Below are 14,685 nucleotides of genomic sequence, written 5' to 3'. Positions count from 1 at the left end.
CCTGAAGCATCCAGACTTGTCATGAGTGCTTTGCCGGGCAATCTGTTCGACGCCGCGCGCATCTGCCTGGATGCGGCGATCGTCGATGACAAAGTGGCGTTGACCCAGCGGTTCGCCGACGCCTTCCAGCGCGGCGAACTGGCGGTTCCGACGGAAGCACCGGCACCCGAACCGATCCGCATGCCGGGGCGACCGCCGCGACCGGCGCTGGTGCATCCGCGCGATCTGCCGCGCCGCGGCCTGGGCAATCCGCAGGGCAGGGCGGCCTTCATCCATGCCATCGCGCACATCGAACTCAACGCCATCGATCTGGCGTGGGATGCGGTGTATCGGTTCCGTGGCCTGCCGGCGGATTTCTATGCCGACTGGGTGGGCGTGGCCTGCGACGAATCACGTCATTTCATGCTGCTGCGGGATCGCCTGCGCGGGTACGGCCATGACTACGGCGACTTCGACGCCCACAACGGCCTGTGGGAAATGACCGAGAAGACCGCGCACGACGGCCTGGCGCGGATGGCGCTGGTGCCGCGCGTGCTGGAGGCGCGCGGGCTCGATGTCACGCCGGGAATGATCGTCAAGCTGCGTGAACTGGGCGACGATGCCACCGCCGACATCCTGGAAATCATCCTGCGCGAGGAAGTCGCGCACGTCGCCGCCGGGTCGCGTTGGTACCGCTGGCACTGCGAACACGCCGGCATCGAGCCGCGCGAGCGATTCCGCGAATTGTTGAAGCAGTACGCGGGCGGCTACCTGCATGGTCCGTTCAACCTGCAGGCGCGGTTGATGGCAGGCTTCGACGAGGACGAACTGCTCGCCCTGCAGGCGGAAGCGCAGCGTTAGCGGAGCAAGCTCCGCTCTACGTGTAGCGCCGAGCTTGCTCGGCGGTGGGGGCGTGCGGATGGCGTCAGCGGAGCAAGCTCCGCTCTACGGGGTGAAGGGCAGGGATTCGAGGATCCAATCGTTCGCGTCCACCCGCAGCACCGAGCCCTGTTCGTACCAGTCGCCCAGCACGATGCGCCGGCAGGCGCGGCCATCGATGCCGAGGTCGTGGATGGCGGGACGGTGGGTATGACCGTGGATCAACGTATCCACGCCAAACCGGCGCAGGGTGGCTTCCACGGTGGCCGGGGTCACGTCGGTGACGGTTTCGAACTGCGCACGGTCGTCCTGGATCATGCCCTGTTGGCGTGCTTGGCTGGCAGCGCGCGCCTGCGCGGCGAACGCCAGGCGCGCGGCCAGCGGTTGGCCGAGGAACTGTCGTTGCCAGGCCGGATCGCGGGTCTGCGCGCGGAACTGCTGGTAGGGGACGTCGTCGGTGCACAGCAGGTCGCCGTGCATCAACAGGGTCGGGCGGCCGTACAGGGTCACCACCGCCGGATCCGGCAGGATGCGCATGCCGGCGCGCCGGGCGAAGGCGTCCCCGACCAGGAAATCGCGGTTGCCACGGATGAAGTACACCGGCACGCCCAGATCGACCACTTCGCGGATGCGGTCGGCCACGTAGGCGCCGGTTTCGGACGGGTCGTCGTCGCCGACCCAGGCTTCGAACAGGTCGCCCAGGATGTACACCGCCTCGGCCTGGCGCCCTTCGCGATGCATGAAGGCACCGAAAAGTTCGGTGATGGCCGGGCGTTCGGCATCCAGGTGCAGATCGGAGATGAAGAGCGTGGTCATGGGGGGATGATAAGGCAGCCGGGATTGGGGATTCGGGATTGGGGATTGGAGGGATAGCCATTCGCGGAGGGAAACCGAAGTTTTCATGCGGTCGAGCTTTTCCGAATCCCCAATCCCGAATCCCCAATCCCCGCCTTCAAGGTAAAATCGCCCCATTCAGTTTGCCGAGTCCGTCCATGACCTGCCGTACCCGTTTCGCCCCCAGCCCCACCGGCTACCTGCATATCGGCGGTGCCCGCACCGCGCTGTACTGCTGGCTGGAGGCGCGGCATCGCGGCGGCGATTTCATCCTGCGCATCGAGGACACCGATCGCGAGCGCAGCACCCAGGCCGCCATCGATGCGATCCTGGAAGCGATGGACTGGCTGGTGCTGGACTACGACGAAGGCCCGATCTACCAGACCCAGCGCGTCGATCGGTACCGCCAGGTCGCCGAGCAGCTTGTCGCCGACGGCAAGGCGTACTACGCCTACGAGAGCAAGGAGGAACTCGACGCCATGCGCGAGGCGGCGATGGCCGCCCAGCAGAAGCCGCGCTATGACGGCCGCGCCCGCGACCTGAACCTGCCTTGCCGCGAGGATCCCAACCGGGTGATCCGGTTCAAGAATCCCACCGAAGGCAGCGTGGTGTTCGACGATCGCATCAAGGGCCGCATCGAGATCAGCAACAGCGAACTCGACGACATGGTGATCTTCCGTCCGGACGGCTTTCCCACCTACAACTTCGCGGTGGTCGTCGATGACTGGGACATGCGTATCACCGACGTGATCCGTGGCGACGACCACATCAACAACACCCCGCGCCAGATCAACATCTACGAGGCGCTGGGCGTGCCGGTGCCGAAGTTCGCGCACATGCCGATGATCCTGGACGAACAGGGCGCCAAGCTGTCCAAGCGCACCGGCGCGGCCGACGTGATGCAATACAAGGACGCCGGCTACCTGCCGCACGCGCTGATCAACTACCTGGCGCGGCTGGGCTGGTCGCACGGCGACCAGGAAATATTCAGCCGCCAGGAGCTGATCGACCTGTTCTCGGTGGAGGACGTCAATTCCAAGGCCGCGCGCCTGGACATGGCCAAGCTGGGCTGGGTCAACCAGCATTACCTGAAGTCGGACGAGCCGGATGCCATCGCACCGCACCTGGAATACCAGCTGCGCAAGCTGGGCCTGGATGTCGGGCAGGGTCCGCGTCCAGCCGAAGTGGTGGTGGCGATGCGTGATCGCGTGCAGACGCTGAAGGAAATGGCCGAGCGCGCCGCCGTCTGGTACCTGCCGCTGGAGAGCTACGACGAGGCCGCGGTCGCCAAGCACCTCACCGCCGCCGCGCACGCGCCGCTGGCCAAGGCGCGGGAGCTGCTGGCGCAGGCTACGGAATGGACCGTCGAGTCGGTGTCCGCCGCCCTGCACGACACCGCCGCCGCGCTGGAAACCGGCATGGGCAAGGTTGCCCAGCCGATGCGGGTGGCGATCACCGGTACCCAGGTCAGCCCGGACATTTCCCAGACCGTCTACCTGGCGGGACGCGAGCAGGCCTTGAAACGCATCGATGCAGCGCTTATCAAGACAGGCGGAGCGGCCTGAAACGAGGGACCCCATGCCCAAGACGCACAGTTGTACGGATCCGAAGCACCATGTCAGCGACGCGCGCGGTTTCGTGCGCGCGGTCGAGCACGCCTGCCAGGAGCGCGGCCTGCGGCTGACCCCGATCCGTGCGCGCGTGCTGGAGCTGATCGCCGACGCCGGCAAGCCGGTGAAGGCCTATGAATTGCTCGACTGGGTGCGCGCCACCAAGGGCGTGGGCGCGGACGCCCCGCCGACCGTGTACCGCGCGCTGGATTTCCTGATGGCGAACGGTTTTGTCCACAAGCTGGAATCGGTCAACGCCTTCGTCGCCTGCCACCATCCCAACAGCGCCCAGCATTCGGTGCCGTTCCTGATCTGCGATCGCTGCCACAGCGCGGTGGAGTTGGAGGATCGCGAGGTGGTGGGTCAACTGGAGCAACGCGCCAAGGCGCTGGGCTTCCTGCCACAGGCGCAGACCCTGGAAGTGCACGGCCTGTGCGCCCGCTGCGCGGAAGCCGCTAGCGCGGATTGAATTGGAATGCAATTGTGTTGTGGGAGCGACGTAAGTCGCGATGAACGGATGCGCGAAAGGCATCGCGACTTACGTCGCTCCCACAGGCGACATTCTAGGGGAATCCGGAATGATCAAGCCGTCGCCAGCTTGAGCCTCGGCGCCTCCTCGCGGATCGGCAGGTTGGCCGCGGCGGCCAGCAGCGCCAAGGCCATGTCGGCGTACCACATCAATGAATAGTTGCCGAAGCGTTCCATCGTTACCCCGCCCAGCCAGGCGCCGAAGAAACCGCCCAGTTGATGCGACAGCAGGGTCAGGCCGAACAGCGTGCCCAGGTAGCGTGGACCGAACAGCTTGCCGACCAGGCCCGCGGTCGGCGGCACGGTGGCCAGCCAGGTGAAGCCCAGCGCCGCGGCGAACACGTAGAAGGTGATCGGCGTGGGCGGCGACAGCAGGTAGATCGCGATCATCACCGCGCGGCTGGCGTACATCACCGCCAGGATCCACTTCATCCGGAAGCGCTGGCCCAGCGCGCCGGCGGCGAGGCTGCCGGCGACGTTGAACAGGCCGATCAGCGCGATGGAAGCGGCGGACACACTGGCCGGCAGACCGCACAGCGCGATCTCGCCGGGCAGGTGGGTGACCAGGAAGGCGATGTGCACGCCGCAGGTGAAGAAGCCCAGGTGCAGCATCCAGTAACTGCGATCGCGCAGGGCGATGCGGAGCTGTTCGCGCAGGGTGATCTCCGCAGGCGCGGACGCGCCCGTGGCCGATGCGGGCGCCACCCGCCGGCGCAGCGGCCAGGCCAGCGGAATCGCTGCCAGTGAAGCCAGCGCCAGGCCGTACATCGCGGTGGCCCAGCCGGCGACGCTGATCATCATCTGCACCAGTGGCGCGAACACGAACTGGCCCATCGAACCGCCGGCGTTGATGAAACCGGCGGCGAAGGAACGCTGTTCCGGCGCCATCTGCTGCGCGGTGGCGCCGATCAGGATGGAGAAACTGCCCGCGCCCGCGCCGGCGGCGGTGAGCAGGCCGAGGGTGAACATCAGGCCCCATTGCGACTTCATCCACGGTGTCATCGCCAGGCCGATCGCCAGCAGCACCGCGCCCAGCACCAGCACGCCGGTCGATCCGCGCTTGTCGGCGAACGCGCCGAACACCGGCTGCACCGCGCCCCAGGTGAATTGGCCGATCGCCATCGCGAAGCTGATCGCGGCGATGCCGACACCGGTGCTCTCGTGGATCGGCGCAACGAACAGACCGGTGGTCTGGCGCGCGCCCATCGTGATCATGAGCGTGGCGGCGGCGGCGAGCAGCAACGCCCAAGGCATGCGGGGACTGGCGGTCATTGTGCGGACTCCTGGTAATGCAGGCGTTCGGTCAATTTGTCGAGATCGGCATGCAGGCGGGCGACCGCGTCGGCACCGAACGCCTCGTCGATGATCCCTTGTGCGCGCTGCCAGTGTGGGCGTGCCGCCTCCAGCCGCTGGCGGCCGGCATCGCTCAGTTGCAGCAGGCGTTGGCGCGCATCCTCGCCGCGCGTCTCGGCCAGCAGGCCGACGGCCAGCAGTGGTTTGAGGTTGCGGGTGAGGGTGGTGCGATCCATGCCGAGTTCGTCGGCCAGGCTGCCGAGCGTGCGCGGCGATTCGCCGGCGCGGCGCAGGATGCTGTACTGATTGAGGCTCAGATCCACCGCCGCCAGTTCGCGGTCGTAGATCTGGGTGACCCGACGGGTCGCCCGGCGCAGATGGAAGCAGGTGCAGGGGCTGCGGAAGGAGGACATGGACGCGGACCCGGGGCGGGAGCTGATTATATGTGCATATACACATAAATCAACAACTCCTAGCCGTGGAGCGGAGCTTGCTCCGCTGGAACGACCCGCTCGCGGGAAAGTTGACGCCGCCGGGCAAGCCCGGCGCTACAGGAGGAATCCACCGCCGTAGAGCGGAGCTTGCTCCGCTGGAACGATCCGCTCGTGGGAACGTTGAAGCCGCCGGGCAAGCCCGGCGCTACAGGAGGAATCCACCGCCGTAGAGCGGAGCTTGCTCCGCTGGAACGATCCGTTCGCGGGAGAGTTGACGCCGCCGGGCAAGCCCGGCGCTACAAGAGGAATCCACCGTCGTAGAGCGGAGCTTGCTCCGCTGAACATCCGTTCGCGAAAAGGTTGACGCCGCCGGGCAAGCCCGGCGCTACAGGAGAAATCCACCGTCGTAGAGCGGAGCTTGCTCCGCTGGAACATCCGTTCTCGAAAAGGTTGACGCCGCCGGGCAAGCTCGGCGCTACAGGAGGAATCCACCGTCGTAGAGCGGAGCTTGCTCCGCTGGAACCGATCCGCTCGTGGGAACGTTGAAGCCGCCGGGCAAGCCCGGCGCTACAGGCGGGCCCGTTCTGTGGCCCCCATAAGCAAAACGGCCACCCTTGCGGGTGGCCGTGCTTCGCACAGGCGGAGAGAGGCCCGTCAGAAGTAGGCGCGGATGCCGAACGCCACGCCGCGGCCCGGCAGCGGCGAGAAATCACGCAGCAACGAGGTATGCGGGCGGGCTTCCTTGTCGGTCAGGTTGCTGCCGTCCAGGAACAGTTCCCAGCTGGTTTCCGGCCGATCCCAGCGATACGCCAGGTGCGCATCGACCAGGGTGTAGCCGGGGCTGGGCTCCTCGTTCTGCGCGACGTCGTCCTGCTTGGCGTAGCGAACCGTCCCCACCGATGCGCGCCAGCCGCCCAGCGACCAGTTCAGGTCGGCACCGAGGCGGGCCGGGGCGATGCGCGGAAGATTGCCGCCCTGGGCGAGGTCGATCGTGTAGCGATGGAAGTGGTCGTCGTGCGGCACGGCGAGCTGCACGCGACGCGTGCCCGTGCCGTCCAGCTCCGCACGCACGCGGTCGCCGAACAGGCGCAGATCCCAGGCACCGGCCTGCTCGGAATCAACCAGCTTGATCCGTGCTTCGGCTTCCACGCCCTTGAACTTCGCATCCTGCTGCGTCCACAGCCGCACCGGCAGCCCTTCCTCGACACCGGTGTCGGCCAGATAGATGAAGTCCTTGAAGTTGGTCTGGTAGACCGCCAGCTTGAAGTCAATGCGATCGGTATGCGCGTGCAGGCCGATTTCCGCGCGGCGGCCACGCTCCTTGTCCAGATTGGCGTCGCCGACTTCGATCGACTGCGTGGCGACGTGCGTGCCGCCGGCGAACAGTTCCTCGTTGGTGGGGGCGCGCTCGGAGCTGTCCAGGCCGAAGCGCAGATCGAAGACCGGATTGATGCGCCAGATCGCCGCACCCGACAGGCTGGTCACGTCGAAATCGCGGTTCGCATGGCCTTGCGGATCCAGCTTGACCTGCTCATGGCGGCCACCGAGTTCGAGTTTCCAGGGGCCGAAGTCCTTTTCCTGCACCACGAACACGCCGAGGGTATCGGTGAGGGTATCCGGGACGAAGGCTTCCTCGCCGATCGCGCCGAAATCGCTGCGACCGTACTGCAGGCCGAACGCGCCACGCCAGCCGTGGAACTCCTTCTGCACCGCTTCCAGGCGCAATTCGCGGCCGCGGTTGGTGAAACGGGTGGCCGGCATGCCCCCTTCCAGTTCGACGTGCTCGTAATCGTTGTAGGCGCCGCGCAGGTTGATCGCCTGCAGGAACGAGAACGGATCGTAGACGCCGGCCTTCACGTCGATGCGGTTCTGCACCATGTCGATGCGGACCGGACCTTCTTCCTCGTGTGCTTCCTCTTCCTCGCCTTCGTGCTCGTGGCCGTGGCCGTGGCCGTCGTCATGCACGTGCGCGCCGGCGGGAATGCCGTAGTTGTTGCGGTAGGTGCTGGCGGCCAGGCCGAAGTACGCCTTTTCGCCCAGCCAGGTCGCGCCGACCGCGCCGGCACGGGTGCGCACCGAACTGTTCGGCAGCGTGCCCTTGGGCTGCTCTTCCTCGTGCGCGTGATCCTCTTCGCCTTCGTCATGGTGTTCGAGCACCGCGTAGCCGGGAATGTCGTAGTCGTCGGTGTTGCGTACCAGGCCGTCCACATGCAGGACCCAGTTGCCGTTGACCCCGTCGAGCCGGAACATGCCGCTGCGCTCGTCGTTGACGGTGTTGCCGCGTACTTCCACCCGGCCGCTGAAAGGATCTTCCGGAAGGGTGTCGGGCAGGCGGCCGTCGACCACGTTGACCGCGCCGCCGATCGCGCCGCTGCCGAACAGCAGGGTGGCGGGGCCTTTCAGCACTTCGATCTGATCGGCCAGGAACGGCTCGATGCTGACCGCGTGGTCGGCGCTGACGGTGGAAGCATCCATCGAGCCGATGCCGCCTGACAGCACCTGCACGCGCGGGCCTTCCTGGCCGCGGATGATCGGGCGGCCGACGCCGGTGCCGAAGAAGGTGGTCTGCACGCCGGGCAGCTTGGAGACGGTGTCGCCCAGGGTGGCGGCCTTGCTGCGGTCCAGTTCCTCGCCGACCAGCACTTCCACCGGCTTGGCCAGCGATTCCGCGCTGCCCTTCAGCGGCGAGGCGGTCACCACCACGGCGTCCAGGTCCCGGGGAGTGCGGGTCGTGTCGGCGTCAGCGGCGATCGCCGTGGCGCCGGCCGGAACGAGGACGGCGACAGCCAGGGCACGGGCAAGCAGATGGCGGCGGGGGAGGGAGCGGAATGGCTTCATGTGGGGAGGCGGTCCGAATGAATGGAGGGGGACTTGACGAATGTTATAATATACCAATACCGAAAAGGTACCCCTCCCGGAAGTCATACTTGCCGCCATGAACGAACGTTTCCGCCGCCTGCTGGATCGCTTTGGTGCCACCGGTTCCCTGATTTGCGCCGTCCACTGCGCGCTGACCCCGTTCCTGCTCGCGGCGATTCCGTCGCTGGGCCTGTCCGCCTGGCTGGGCGACGGTTTCGAACGTGCATTCGTGGTCTTCGTGACCGTGCTCGGCCTGTTCAGCCTGCTCTGGGGCTATCGTCGCCATCGCGCATTCCGGGCGCTGGGGCTCCTGATCGTGGGTCTTGTCACCCTCTGGGCGGGGGTGCTCTACCCACCGCTGCACGAATCGGCAATCGTCCACGCCGTCGTCATGACCCTGGGCGGCACCCTGGTCGGGCTGGCCCACGTGGTCAACCTGCGCCTGAACCACTGGCACATCCACGACGCCAGCTGCGCGCACTGAGACACGCGGGTCAAGGCTTTCAGGCCCCGCTGTGATAGGCTTTGCGGCCTCGCGCACGACCCCGCCCGGGTCGTTTCGCCAGCGCGGCAATTCAATGAATCAGGAGAACAACGATGGGCAAGGGTGACCGCAAAACCGCCAAGGGCAAGCGCTACGTGTCCAGCTACGGCAACGCGCGCAAGAGCACCGTGGCCAAGGCCGGTGTCGCCGCGACGGCGACCACCAAGAAGACCGTGGTGAAGGCGCCGGCCAAGAAGGCCGTGGCCAAGAAGGCCGTCGCCAAGGCCTGAGCCTTTCGTACCGGATCCGCGGATCCGGCGACGGGAAAAAGAAAACCCCGGCTCGCGCCGGGGTTTTTCTTTGCGCCGATACCGCGTGGCCTGCGTGCTCCCGCCCTGTCAGCGCCGGCCCTCGACCAGCATGCGCGTCGCCAGGCCGGCCAGCACGGTGCCCATCAGCCAGCGTTGCGCGACCTGCCACAGTGGGCGTTGCCCGATGAACAGGGCGATCGAACCGGCCATGGCGACAATCAACGCATTGACGCTGACGCTCACCGAGATCTGGGTGAACCCGAGCAGCAGCGACTGGGACAGCACGCTGCCGTGCGCGGGGTCGATGAACTGCGGCAGCAGCGACAGGTACATCACCGCGACTTTCGGATTGAGCAGCGTGGTGGCGAAACCCATCGCGAACAGCTTGCGGGGGCCATCCTGGGGCAGGTCGCGTACCTGGAACGGTGAGCGTCCGCCGGGCCGGATGGCCTGCCAGGCGAGGTAGAGCAGGTACAGCGCGCCGGCGAGCCGCAATGCGTCGTAGGCGTAGGGAACCGCCATCATCAACGCGGTGATGCCAAAGGCCGCGCAAAGCACATAGAACACGAAACCCAGGGCGACGCCGCCCAGCGAAACAAGGCCGGCCATGCGTCCCTGGGAAATCGACCGGGACACTAGGTAGATCATGTTCGGACCCGGTGTCAGCACCATGCCCAGGCAGATGAGGGCGAAGGCGACCAGGGTGGACGACTGCGGCATGTCGGTGTTCTCGGGGGGAGGAAAGTGTGGGAGCCGCGCCACTGGCGAAGGTTCGTCGCCAGCGGGAGCGAAGGGAGCGGCGAATCGTCAGCGCACCCGCCGGCCACCGGCATACACGCCCGCCACCAGCTCGCCGCCCAGCCAGTAGCTCAACTGCGCGGGCTGGGCGATGTTCCAGAGCACGAAATCCGCGCGCCGCCCGACCGCGAGCGCACCGCGATCCGCCAGGCCAAGCGCGCGTGCGCCTTGCGTGGTGGCGCCGCGCAGTGCTTCTTCCGGAGTCAGCCGGAAGTGCGTGCAGGCCAGCGACATCGCCAGTCGCAGCGACTGCAGGGGCGCGGTGCCGGGATTGCAGTCGGTCGCCACCGCCATCGGCACGCCGTGGGCGCGGAACGCCTCCAGCGGCGGCAGCCTGGTTTCGCGCAGCACGTGGAAGGCACCCGGCAGCAGCACCGCGACCGTGCCGTGCCCCGCCATCGCGCGCACGCTGTCCTCGGAGGTGTACTCGACGTGGTCCGCCGACAGGCCGTCGAACTCGGCGACCAGCGCGGCGCCATGACCGTCGCTCAACTGATCCGCATGCAGCTTGACCGGCAGGCCGAGTGCGCGCGCGGCCTCGAACACCCGGCGGGTCTGCGCGGCATCGAAGGCGATGCGCTCGCAGAAGGCGTCCACCGCATCGACCAGCCCTTCGGCATGCAGCTGCGGCAGCCATTCGCATACCGCGTCGATGTACGCGTCGGCGCGTCCGCTGTATTCCGGCGGCAACGCGTGCGCGCCAAGGAAGGTGGTGCGCACGGTGATGCCGAGCTGCTCGCCGATCCGGCGCGCGACCCGCAGCATCTTGCGCTCGTTGGCCAGATCCAGGCCGTAGCCGGACTTGATTTCCAGGGTGGTCACGCCATCGGCGAGCAGCGCGCGCGCGCGGGGCAGCGACTGCGCCAGCAGTTCGTCCTCGCTGGCGGCGCGGGTGGCGCGCACGGTGGACACGATGCCGCCGCCGGCGCGAGCGATTTCTTCGTAACTGACGCCTTGCAGGCGCTGTTCGAACTCGCCGGCGCGATCCCCGGCGAAAACGGTGTGGGTATGGCAGTCGACCAGGCCCGGGCTCACCCATTGGCCTTCGGCACGCAGCGCCGGGCGATCGCCATCGTTGCCGAGACGCTCCCAATCCGCGCGGGAACCGACGAAATCGAGCAGGCCATCGCGCCAGGCCAGCACGCCCTGCTCGATGACGCCATAGCCGGCATCGCCAGTCAATGTGATCAGGTTTGCGTCCAGCAGGACGCCGTCGGAGGGATGCGTGGAGGAAGCGCTCATGCGGTCATTCTAGAACGCCACGGTATTCAATCGAACAGATCGCCCGCCGGCAGCGCGCCCTCCAGGGTCAGCAGGTACTGCTTGGTCGGCAGGCCGCCGCCGAATCCGGTCAGACTGCCGTCCGCGCCAATCACGCGATGGCAGGGCAGCACGATGGGCAGCGGATTGCGCCCGTTCGCCGCGCCGACCGCGCGGGTGGCGGTCGGCTTGTCCACGCGCCGCGCCAGTTCCGCGTAGCTGATGGTCTGTCCGTAGGGAATGTCGGCGAGCGTGTGCCAGACGATGCGCTGGAAGTCGGTTCCCTGCGGCGCGAGCGGCAAATCGAACTGCTGGCGCTCGCCGCGGAAGTACTCGCCCAGCTGGCGCGCGGTTTCGCGCATCACCGGGTTGTCGCCCGGTTGCCAGTCCGGTGAACGCTTGTACGGATGGCGCGGATTGTCGAATTCGATCACGCGCAGCGCGGCGTCGTCGGCCACCAGCAGCAGCGGGCCGACCGGGCTGTCGATGTGGCGGTAGTGCAAGGGAGTGTTCATGGCGTGGACACGGGCAATGGTGAAGCAGGCAAGGGTTTGGGAGCGGGCATGCTGTCGCGCCACAGTTGGATCACCGCGTACGCGCGCCAGGGGCGCCACGCCTCGGCGCGGGCGGTGAGGGCTTTCGCGGTCATCCGGCTGCCGTCGGTGGGCACGGCTTTCTGCAATACCAGATCGTCGGCGGGAAATGCGTCGGGATGGCCGAGCGCGCGCATGGCCATGTAGTTGGCCGTCCACGGACCGATGCCCGGCAGGGCGACCCAGCGCGCGGTGAAATCGTCCAGCGTGCGTTCGCCGCGAAAATCCACGCGGTCTTCCAGCAGTGCGCGCGCCATCGTGTTGATGGTGGCGGCGCGGGCACGGGTCAGGCCGATCGCGGTGAGATCGACATCGACCAATGCCTCGGCGGAGGGGAACAGGTGCGCGAGTCCGGTGCCGAACGGGACCGGCAACGGGGTGCCATGCCGCTGGGCCAGGCGCGCCGTGAGCGTGCGCGCGGCGGCCACGCTGACCTGCTGGCCGATGATCGCGCGCACCGCGATCTCGAAGCCGTCCCAGCCGCTGGGCAGGCGCAGGCCGGGGCGCTTGCGCAGCAGCGGGCGCAGGCGCGAATCGGCACCCAGCGCCCGCGCGATCGCCTGCGGATCCGCATCCAGGTCGAACATGCGGCGGATCCGGTTGACGATGGCGAGCAACTGCGCCGGCGCGGCGCCATGCAGTTCCAGCCGCAGCGCGTGATCGTCGGGCTTCGCGCTCCAGCGGATGACCCGCAGCCAGCCCGGCGCGTCGGCGCCGCCGATGACGCGCGCGTAGCTGTCCGCGTCCACGTACTCGACGCCGGGCAGGGCGCGGCCGCGCAGGAAGTCCAGCATGGCCTCGAAGTCATACGGTGGCCGGTAACCAAGCCGCAGGGCGACGCCTTCGTCTTCCACCGTCGATTCGCGCTTGCGCAGATCGCGAGGCGCCATCCGGTAGGCCTCGCGGAAGGTGGTGTTGAAACGGGTCAGGCTGCCGAATCCCGCCGCCAGCGCGACCTGGGTGATTGGCAGGCGCGTCTCGGTGAGCAGTTGCTTGGCGAACAGCAACCGACGGGTACCGTGCACGCCGACCGGGCTGGCACCCAGCCGATCGTTGAACAGGCGCCGCAACTGGCGTTCGCCCAGTCCCAGCGAACCGGCCAGATCCGCCAGCGGGCGATCGGCCAGCGCGCCCTGGTCGATCAGCTTCAGTGCCCGTGCGACGGTTTCATCGCCCCGCCGCCAGGCGCCGTCGCTGGGCGACAGTTCCGGCCGGCAGCGCAGGCAGGGGCGGAAGCCGTCGGCCTCCGCCGCGGCGGCGTTCGGATAGTAGGTGACGTTGGCCGGCTTCGGCGCCGGCGCGGGACAGACCGGCCGGCAGTAGATGCGGGTGCTGGTGACGGCGGTGAAGAACAGGCCGTCGAAGCGTGGGTCACGGCTCAGCCGCGCCTGTTCGCAGACGCGGTGATCGGGCAGGCCGGCGGGGAAGGGGGCGGAGGACATGCGTGCAGGCTAGCACCGCCCATGGCCCCCGACTCACCGTTTTCGGACATCAATGCCGGGACGCTGAAGCAGCCTCGGCGTCGCTCAGGATCGGCAGCAGGGTCCGCGGATCGCCATCGTTGGGCGCGGGCGTGACGCCCAGCAGGCGGGCCAGCAGCGGATAGACGTCGACATTGTCGAAGCCGGGCACGACAAGGCCGTGCCGGAACGCCGGACCGCGCGCCAGGAAGATCGCGCGCATCGAGGGCAGCGCCGGGTCGTAGCCATGCGAGCCGCCGCCCTTCCAGCCGTTGCGGCGCCACCGTTCGATCGCCTCGCGTTTCACCAGCAGCCAGCCTTCGTCGGCCTGGCAGACGATCGCAGGCACGCGCGGATGGGTGCCGTAATGCCAGCGCGCGGGCATGTCCTGCTTGCGCCAGCATTCGGCGTGATCGCGTCGGCCGAGCAACTGCCGCTGGGCGGCGGCCTCACGGCCGGGGCGGGGGTTGAAACCGACCACCTGGCCGACGGTGATGGCGTCCGCATCATCCGGGGACACCCGATCCTCGATGACCATCACGCGCTCGGGCGACGTCGCGGTCATGCCGTGATCGGAGACCACGATGAGGTTCACGCGATTGCGTTCGCCGCGGGCGTCGATGCCGTCGACGAGCTGGCCGATGGCGGCATCGATCGCCTTCAGGGTGTCCTCGACATTGCGCGAAGCCGGGCCGTTGTCATGGCCGGCGGTGTCCACGTGCTCGAAATACAGCGTGATCAGGCGCGGCCGCTCGGTCGCCGGCAGATCCAGCCAGGCCTGCACCTGGCGCACGCGATCATCGATGGCGAAGGCCTTGTCGAACGGGAACCACTGGGTGGGGCGGACGCCCTGCACGGCGGCTTCGGAACCCGGCCAGAACATGGTCGCCGTACGCAGCCCGGCCTTCTCCGCGCCAACCCAGATCGGTTCACCGCTCCACCAGCGAGAGTCGCCCACCGCTTCGCGGTCGCTCAGCGAAAAGTTGCCCAGGTGCTCGTCGAACATCGTGTTGCTGATGATGCCGTGATGATCCGGGCGCAGGCCGGTGACAAGGGTGTAATGGTTGGGGAAGGTCAGCGAGGGGTAGGAGGGATTCATCCACTCGGCGCGCACGCCGTCCTCGGCCAGCCGGGTCAGATGGGGCGTGATGCCGCGCTGGAGGTATTCGGCGCGAACGCCGTCGAGCGAGATCAGCAGGAGGGTGGCGGGTTCCCGGGGGGGAATGGAGGCGGAGTGCGGAGCGCGGGTCGCGCAGCCGGCCGACAGCAGCAATGCGGCGGCCAGCCACGCGGCCCTGACGAATGGCAGGCGCATGGAAGGACGGATGGGAATGGAATGCGCAAAGCTTGGCAGGTTTCGGAG

General features: G+C 67.8%; 14 protein-coding genes. 5 read left to right on the top strand and 9 right to left on the bottom strand.

The annotated features are described in order from the left end of the window. Window positions 1–21 precede the first annotated feature (21 nt). Window positions 22–840 (top strand): ferritin-like domain-containing protein, encoded by an 819-nt coding sequence (locus FHW78_RS05105; RefSeq protein ID WP_183638538.1) that lies wholly within the window; start codon window positions 22–24, stop codon window positions 838–840. A gap of 84 nt (window positions 841–924) precedes the next feature. Here FHW78_RS05105 and lpxH read toward each other — a convergent pair whose 3' ends face one another. Next, a complete protein-coding gene (gene lpxH / locus FHW78_RS05100; RefSeq protein ID WP_183638535.1) occupies window positions 925–1,674 on the bottom strand; it encodes a UDP-2,3-diacylglucosamine diphosphatase in 750 nt (249 codons plus the stop codon). Between the two features lie 176 nt (window positions 1,675–1,850). Between lpxH and gltX the strand changes: the two genes are divergently transcribed. Further along, window positions 1,851–3,257, top strand: coding sequence for a glutamate--tRNA ligase (gene gltX / locus FHW78_RS05095; protein ID WP_183638532.1), 1,407 nt, complete (start codon window positions 1,851–1,853; stop codon window positions 3,255–3,257). Window positions 3,258–3,270: 13 nt separating this feature from the next. Further along, a complete protein-coding gene (locus FHW78_RS05090) occupies window positions 3,271–3,771 on the top strand; it encodes a transcriptional repressor (RefSeq protein WP_183638529.1) in 501 nt (166 codons plus the stop codon). A 113-nt stretch (window positions 3,772–3,884) separates the two neighbouring features. Here the strand turns inward: FHW78_RS05090 and FHW78_RS05085 are convergent, their stop codons facing one another. The 3 genes from FHW78_RS05085 to FHW78_RS05075 all read right to left on the bottom strand — a co-directional run bounded on the left by FHW78_RS05085 (window position 3,885) and on the right by FHW78_RS05075 (window position 8,395). Then, entirely contained in the window at window positions 3,885–5,102 is a 1,218-nt protein-coding gene (locus tag FHW78_RS05085; protein ID WP_255443143.1) for an MFS transporter, read from the bottom strand. Next, window positions 5,099–5,536, bottom strand: coding sequence for a MarR family winged helix-turn-helix transcriptional regulator (locus FHW78_RS05080; protein WP_183638527.1), 438 nt, complete (start codon window positions 5,534–5,536; stop codon window positions 5,099–5,101). The genes FHW78_RS05085 and FHW78_RS05080 overlap by 4 nt, the downstream gene beginning before the upstream one ends. A 675-nt stretch (window positions 5,537–6,211) precedes the next feature. Beyond that, window positions 6,212–8,395: a TonB-dependent receptor gene (locus FHW78_RS05075; RefSeq protein ID WP_183638524.1), complete on the bottom strand. Its 2,184-nt coding sequence runs from the start codon at window positions 8,393–8,395 to the stop codon at window positions 6,212–6,214. 97 nt (window positions 8,396–8,492) lie between these two features. Here FHW78_RS05075 and FHW78_RS05070 point away from each other — a divergent pair, with 97 nt between their 5' ends. Continuing rightward, on the top strand, window positions 8,493–8,900 hold the full coding sequence (locus FHW78_RS05070) for a MerC domain-containing protein (protein ID WP_183638521.1): 408 nt from the start codon (window positions 8,493–8,495) through the stop codon (window positions 8,898–8,900). A gap of 113 nt (window positions 8,901–9,013) precedes the next feature. Continuing rightward, window positions 9,014–9,190, top strand: a complete 177-nt coding sequence (locus tag FHW78_RS05065) for a 30S ribosomal protein THX (protein WP_183638518.1) — start codon at window positions 9,014–9,016, stop codon at window positions 9,188–9,190. A gap of 108 nt (window positions 9,191–9,298) precedes the next feature. Here FHW78_RS05065 and FHW78_RS05060 read toward each other — a convergent pair whose 3' ends face one another. The 5 genes from FHW78_RS05060 to FHW78_RS05040 form a co-directional block, all read right to left on the bottom strand. Beyond that, window positions 9,299–9,931, bottom strand: coding sequence for a LysE family translocator (locus FHW78_RS05060; protein ID WP_183638516.1), 633 nt, complete (start codon window positions 9,929–9,931; stop codon window positions 9,299–9,301). An 87-nt stretch (window positions 9,932–10,018) separates the two neighbouring features. After that, a complete protein-coding gene (gene hutI, locus FHW78_RS05055; RefSeq protein WP_183638514.1) occupies window positions 10,019–11,251 on the bottom strand; it encodes an imidazolonepropionase in 1,233 nt (410 codons plus the stop codon). A gap of 26 nt (window positions 11,252–11,277) precedes the next feature. After that, on the bottom strand, window positions 11,278–11,784 hold the full coding sequence (locus FHW78_RS05050) for a methylated-DNA--[protein]-cysteine S-methyltransferase (RefSeq protein WP_183638512.1): 507 nt from the start codon (window positions 11,782–11,784) through the stop codon (window positions 11,278–11,280). Continuing rightward, a complete protein-coding gene (locus FHW78_RS05045; protein ID WP_183638510.1) occupies window positions 11,781–13,304 on the bottom strand; it encodes a DNA-3-methyladenine glycosylase 2 in 1,524 nt (507 codons plus the stop codon). Before FHW78_RS05045 ends, FHW78_RS05050 begins: the two co-directional genes overlap by 4 nt. A 49-nt stretch (window positions 13,305–13,353) precedes the next feature. After that, window positions 13,354–14,637, bottom strand: coding sequence for an ectonucleotide pyrophosphatase/phosphodiesterase (locus FHW78_RS05040; RefSeq protein ID WP_183638507.1), 1,284 nt, complete (start codon window positions 14,635–14,637; stop codon window positions 13,354–13,356). Between the last annotated feature and the right edge of the window lie 48 nt (window positions 14,638–14,685).

The organism is Pseudoxanthomonas sp. OG2, from assembly GCF_014192765.1.
In the GTDB taxonomy this organism is placed as follows: Bacteria; Pseudomonadota; Gammaproteobacteria; order Xanthomonadales; family Xanthomonadaceae; genus Pseudoxanthomonas_A; species Pseudoxanthomonas_A beigongshangi.
This window is presented reverse-complemented; position numbering and strand designations above follow the sequence as displayed.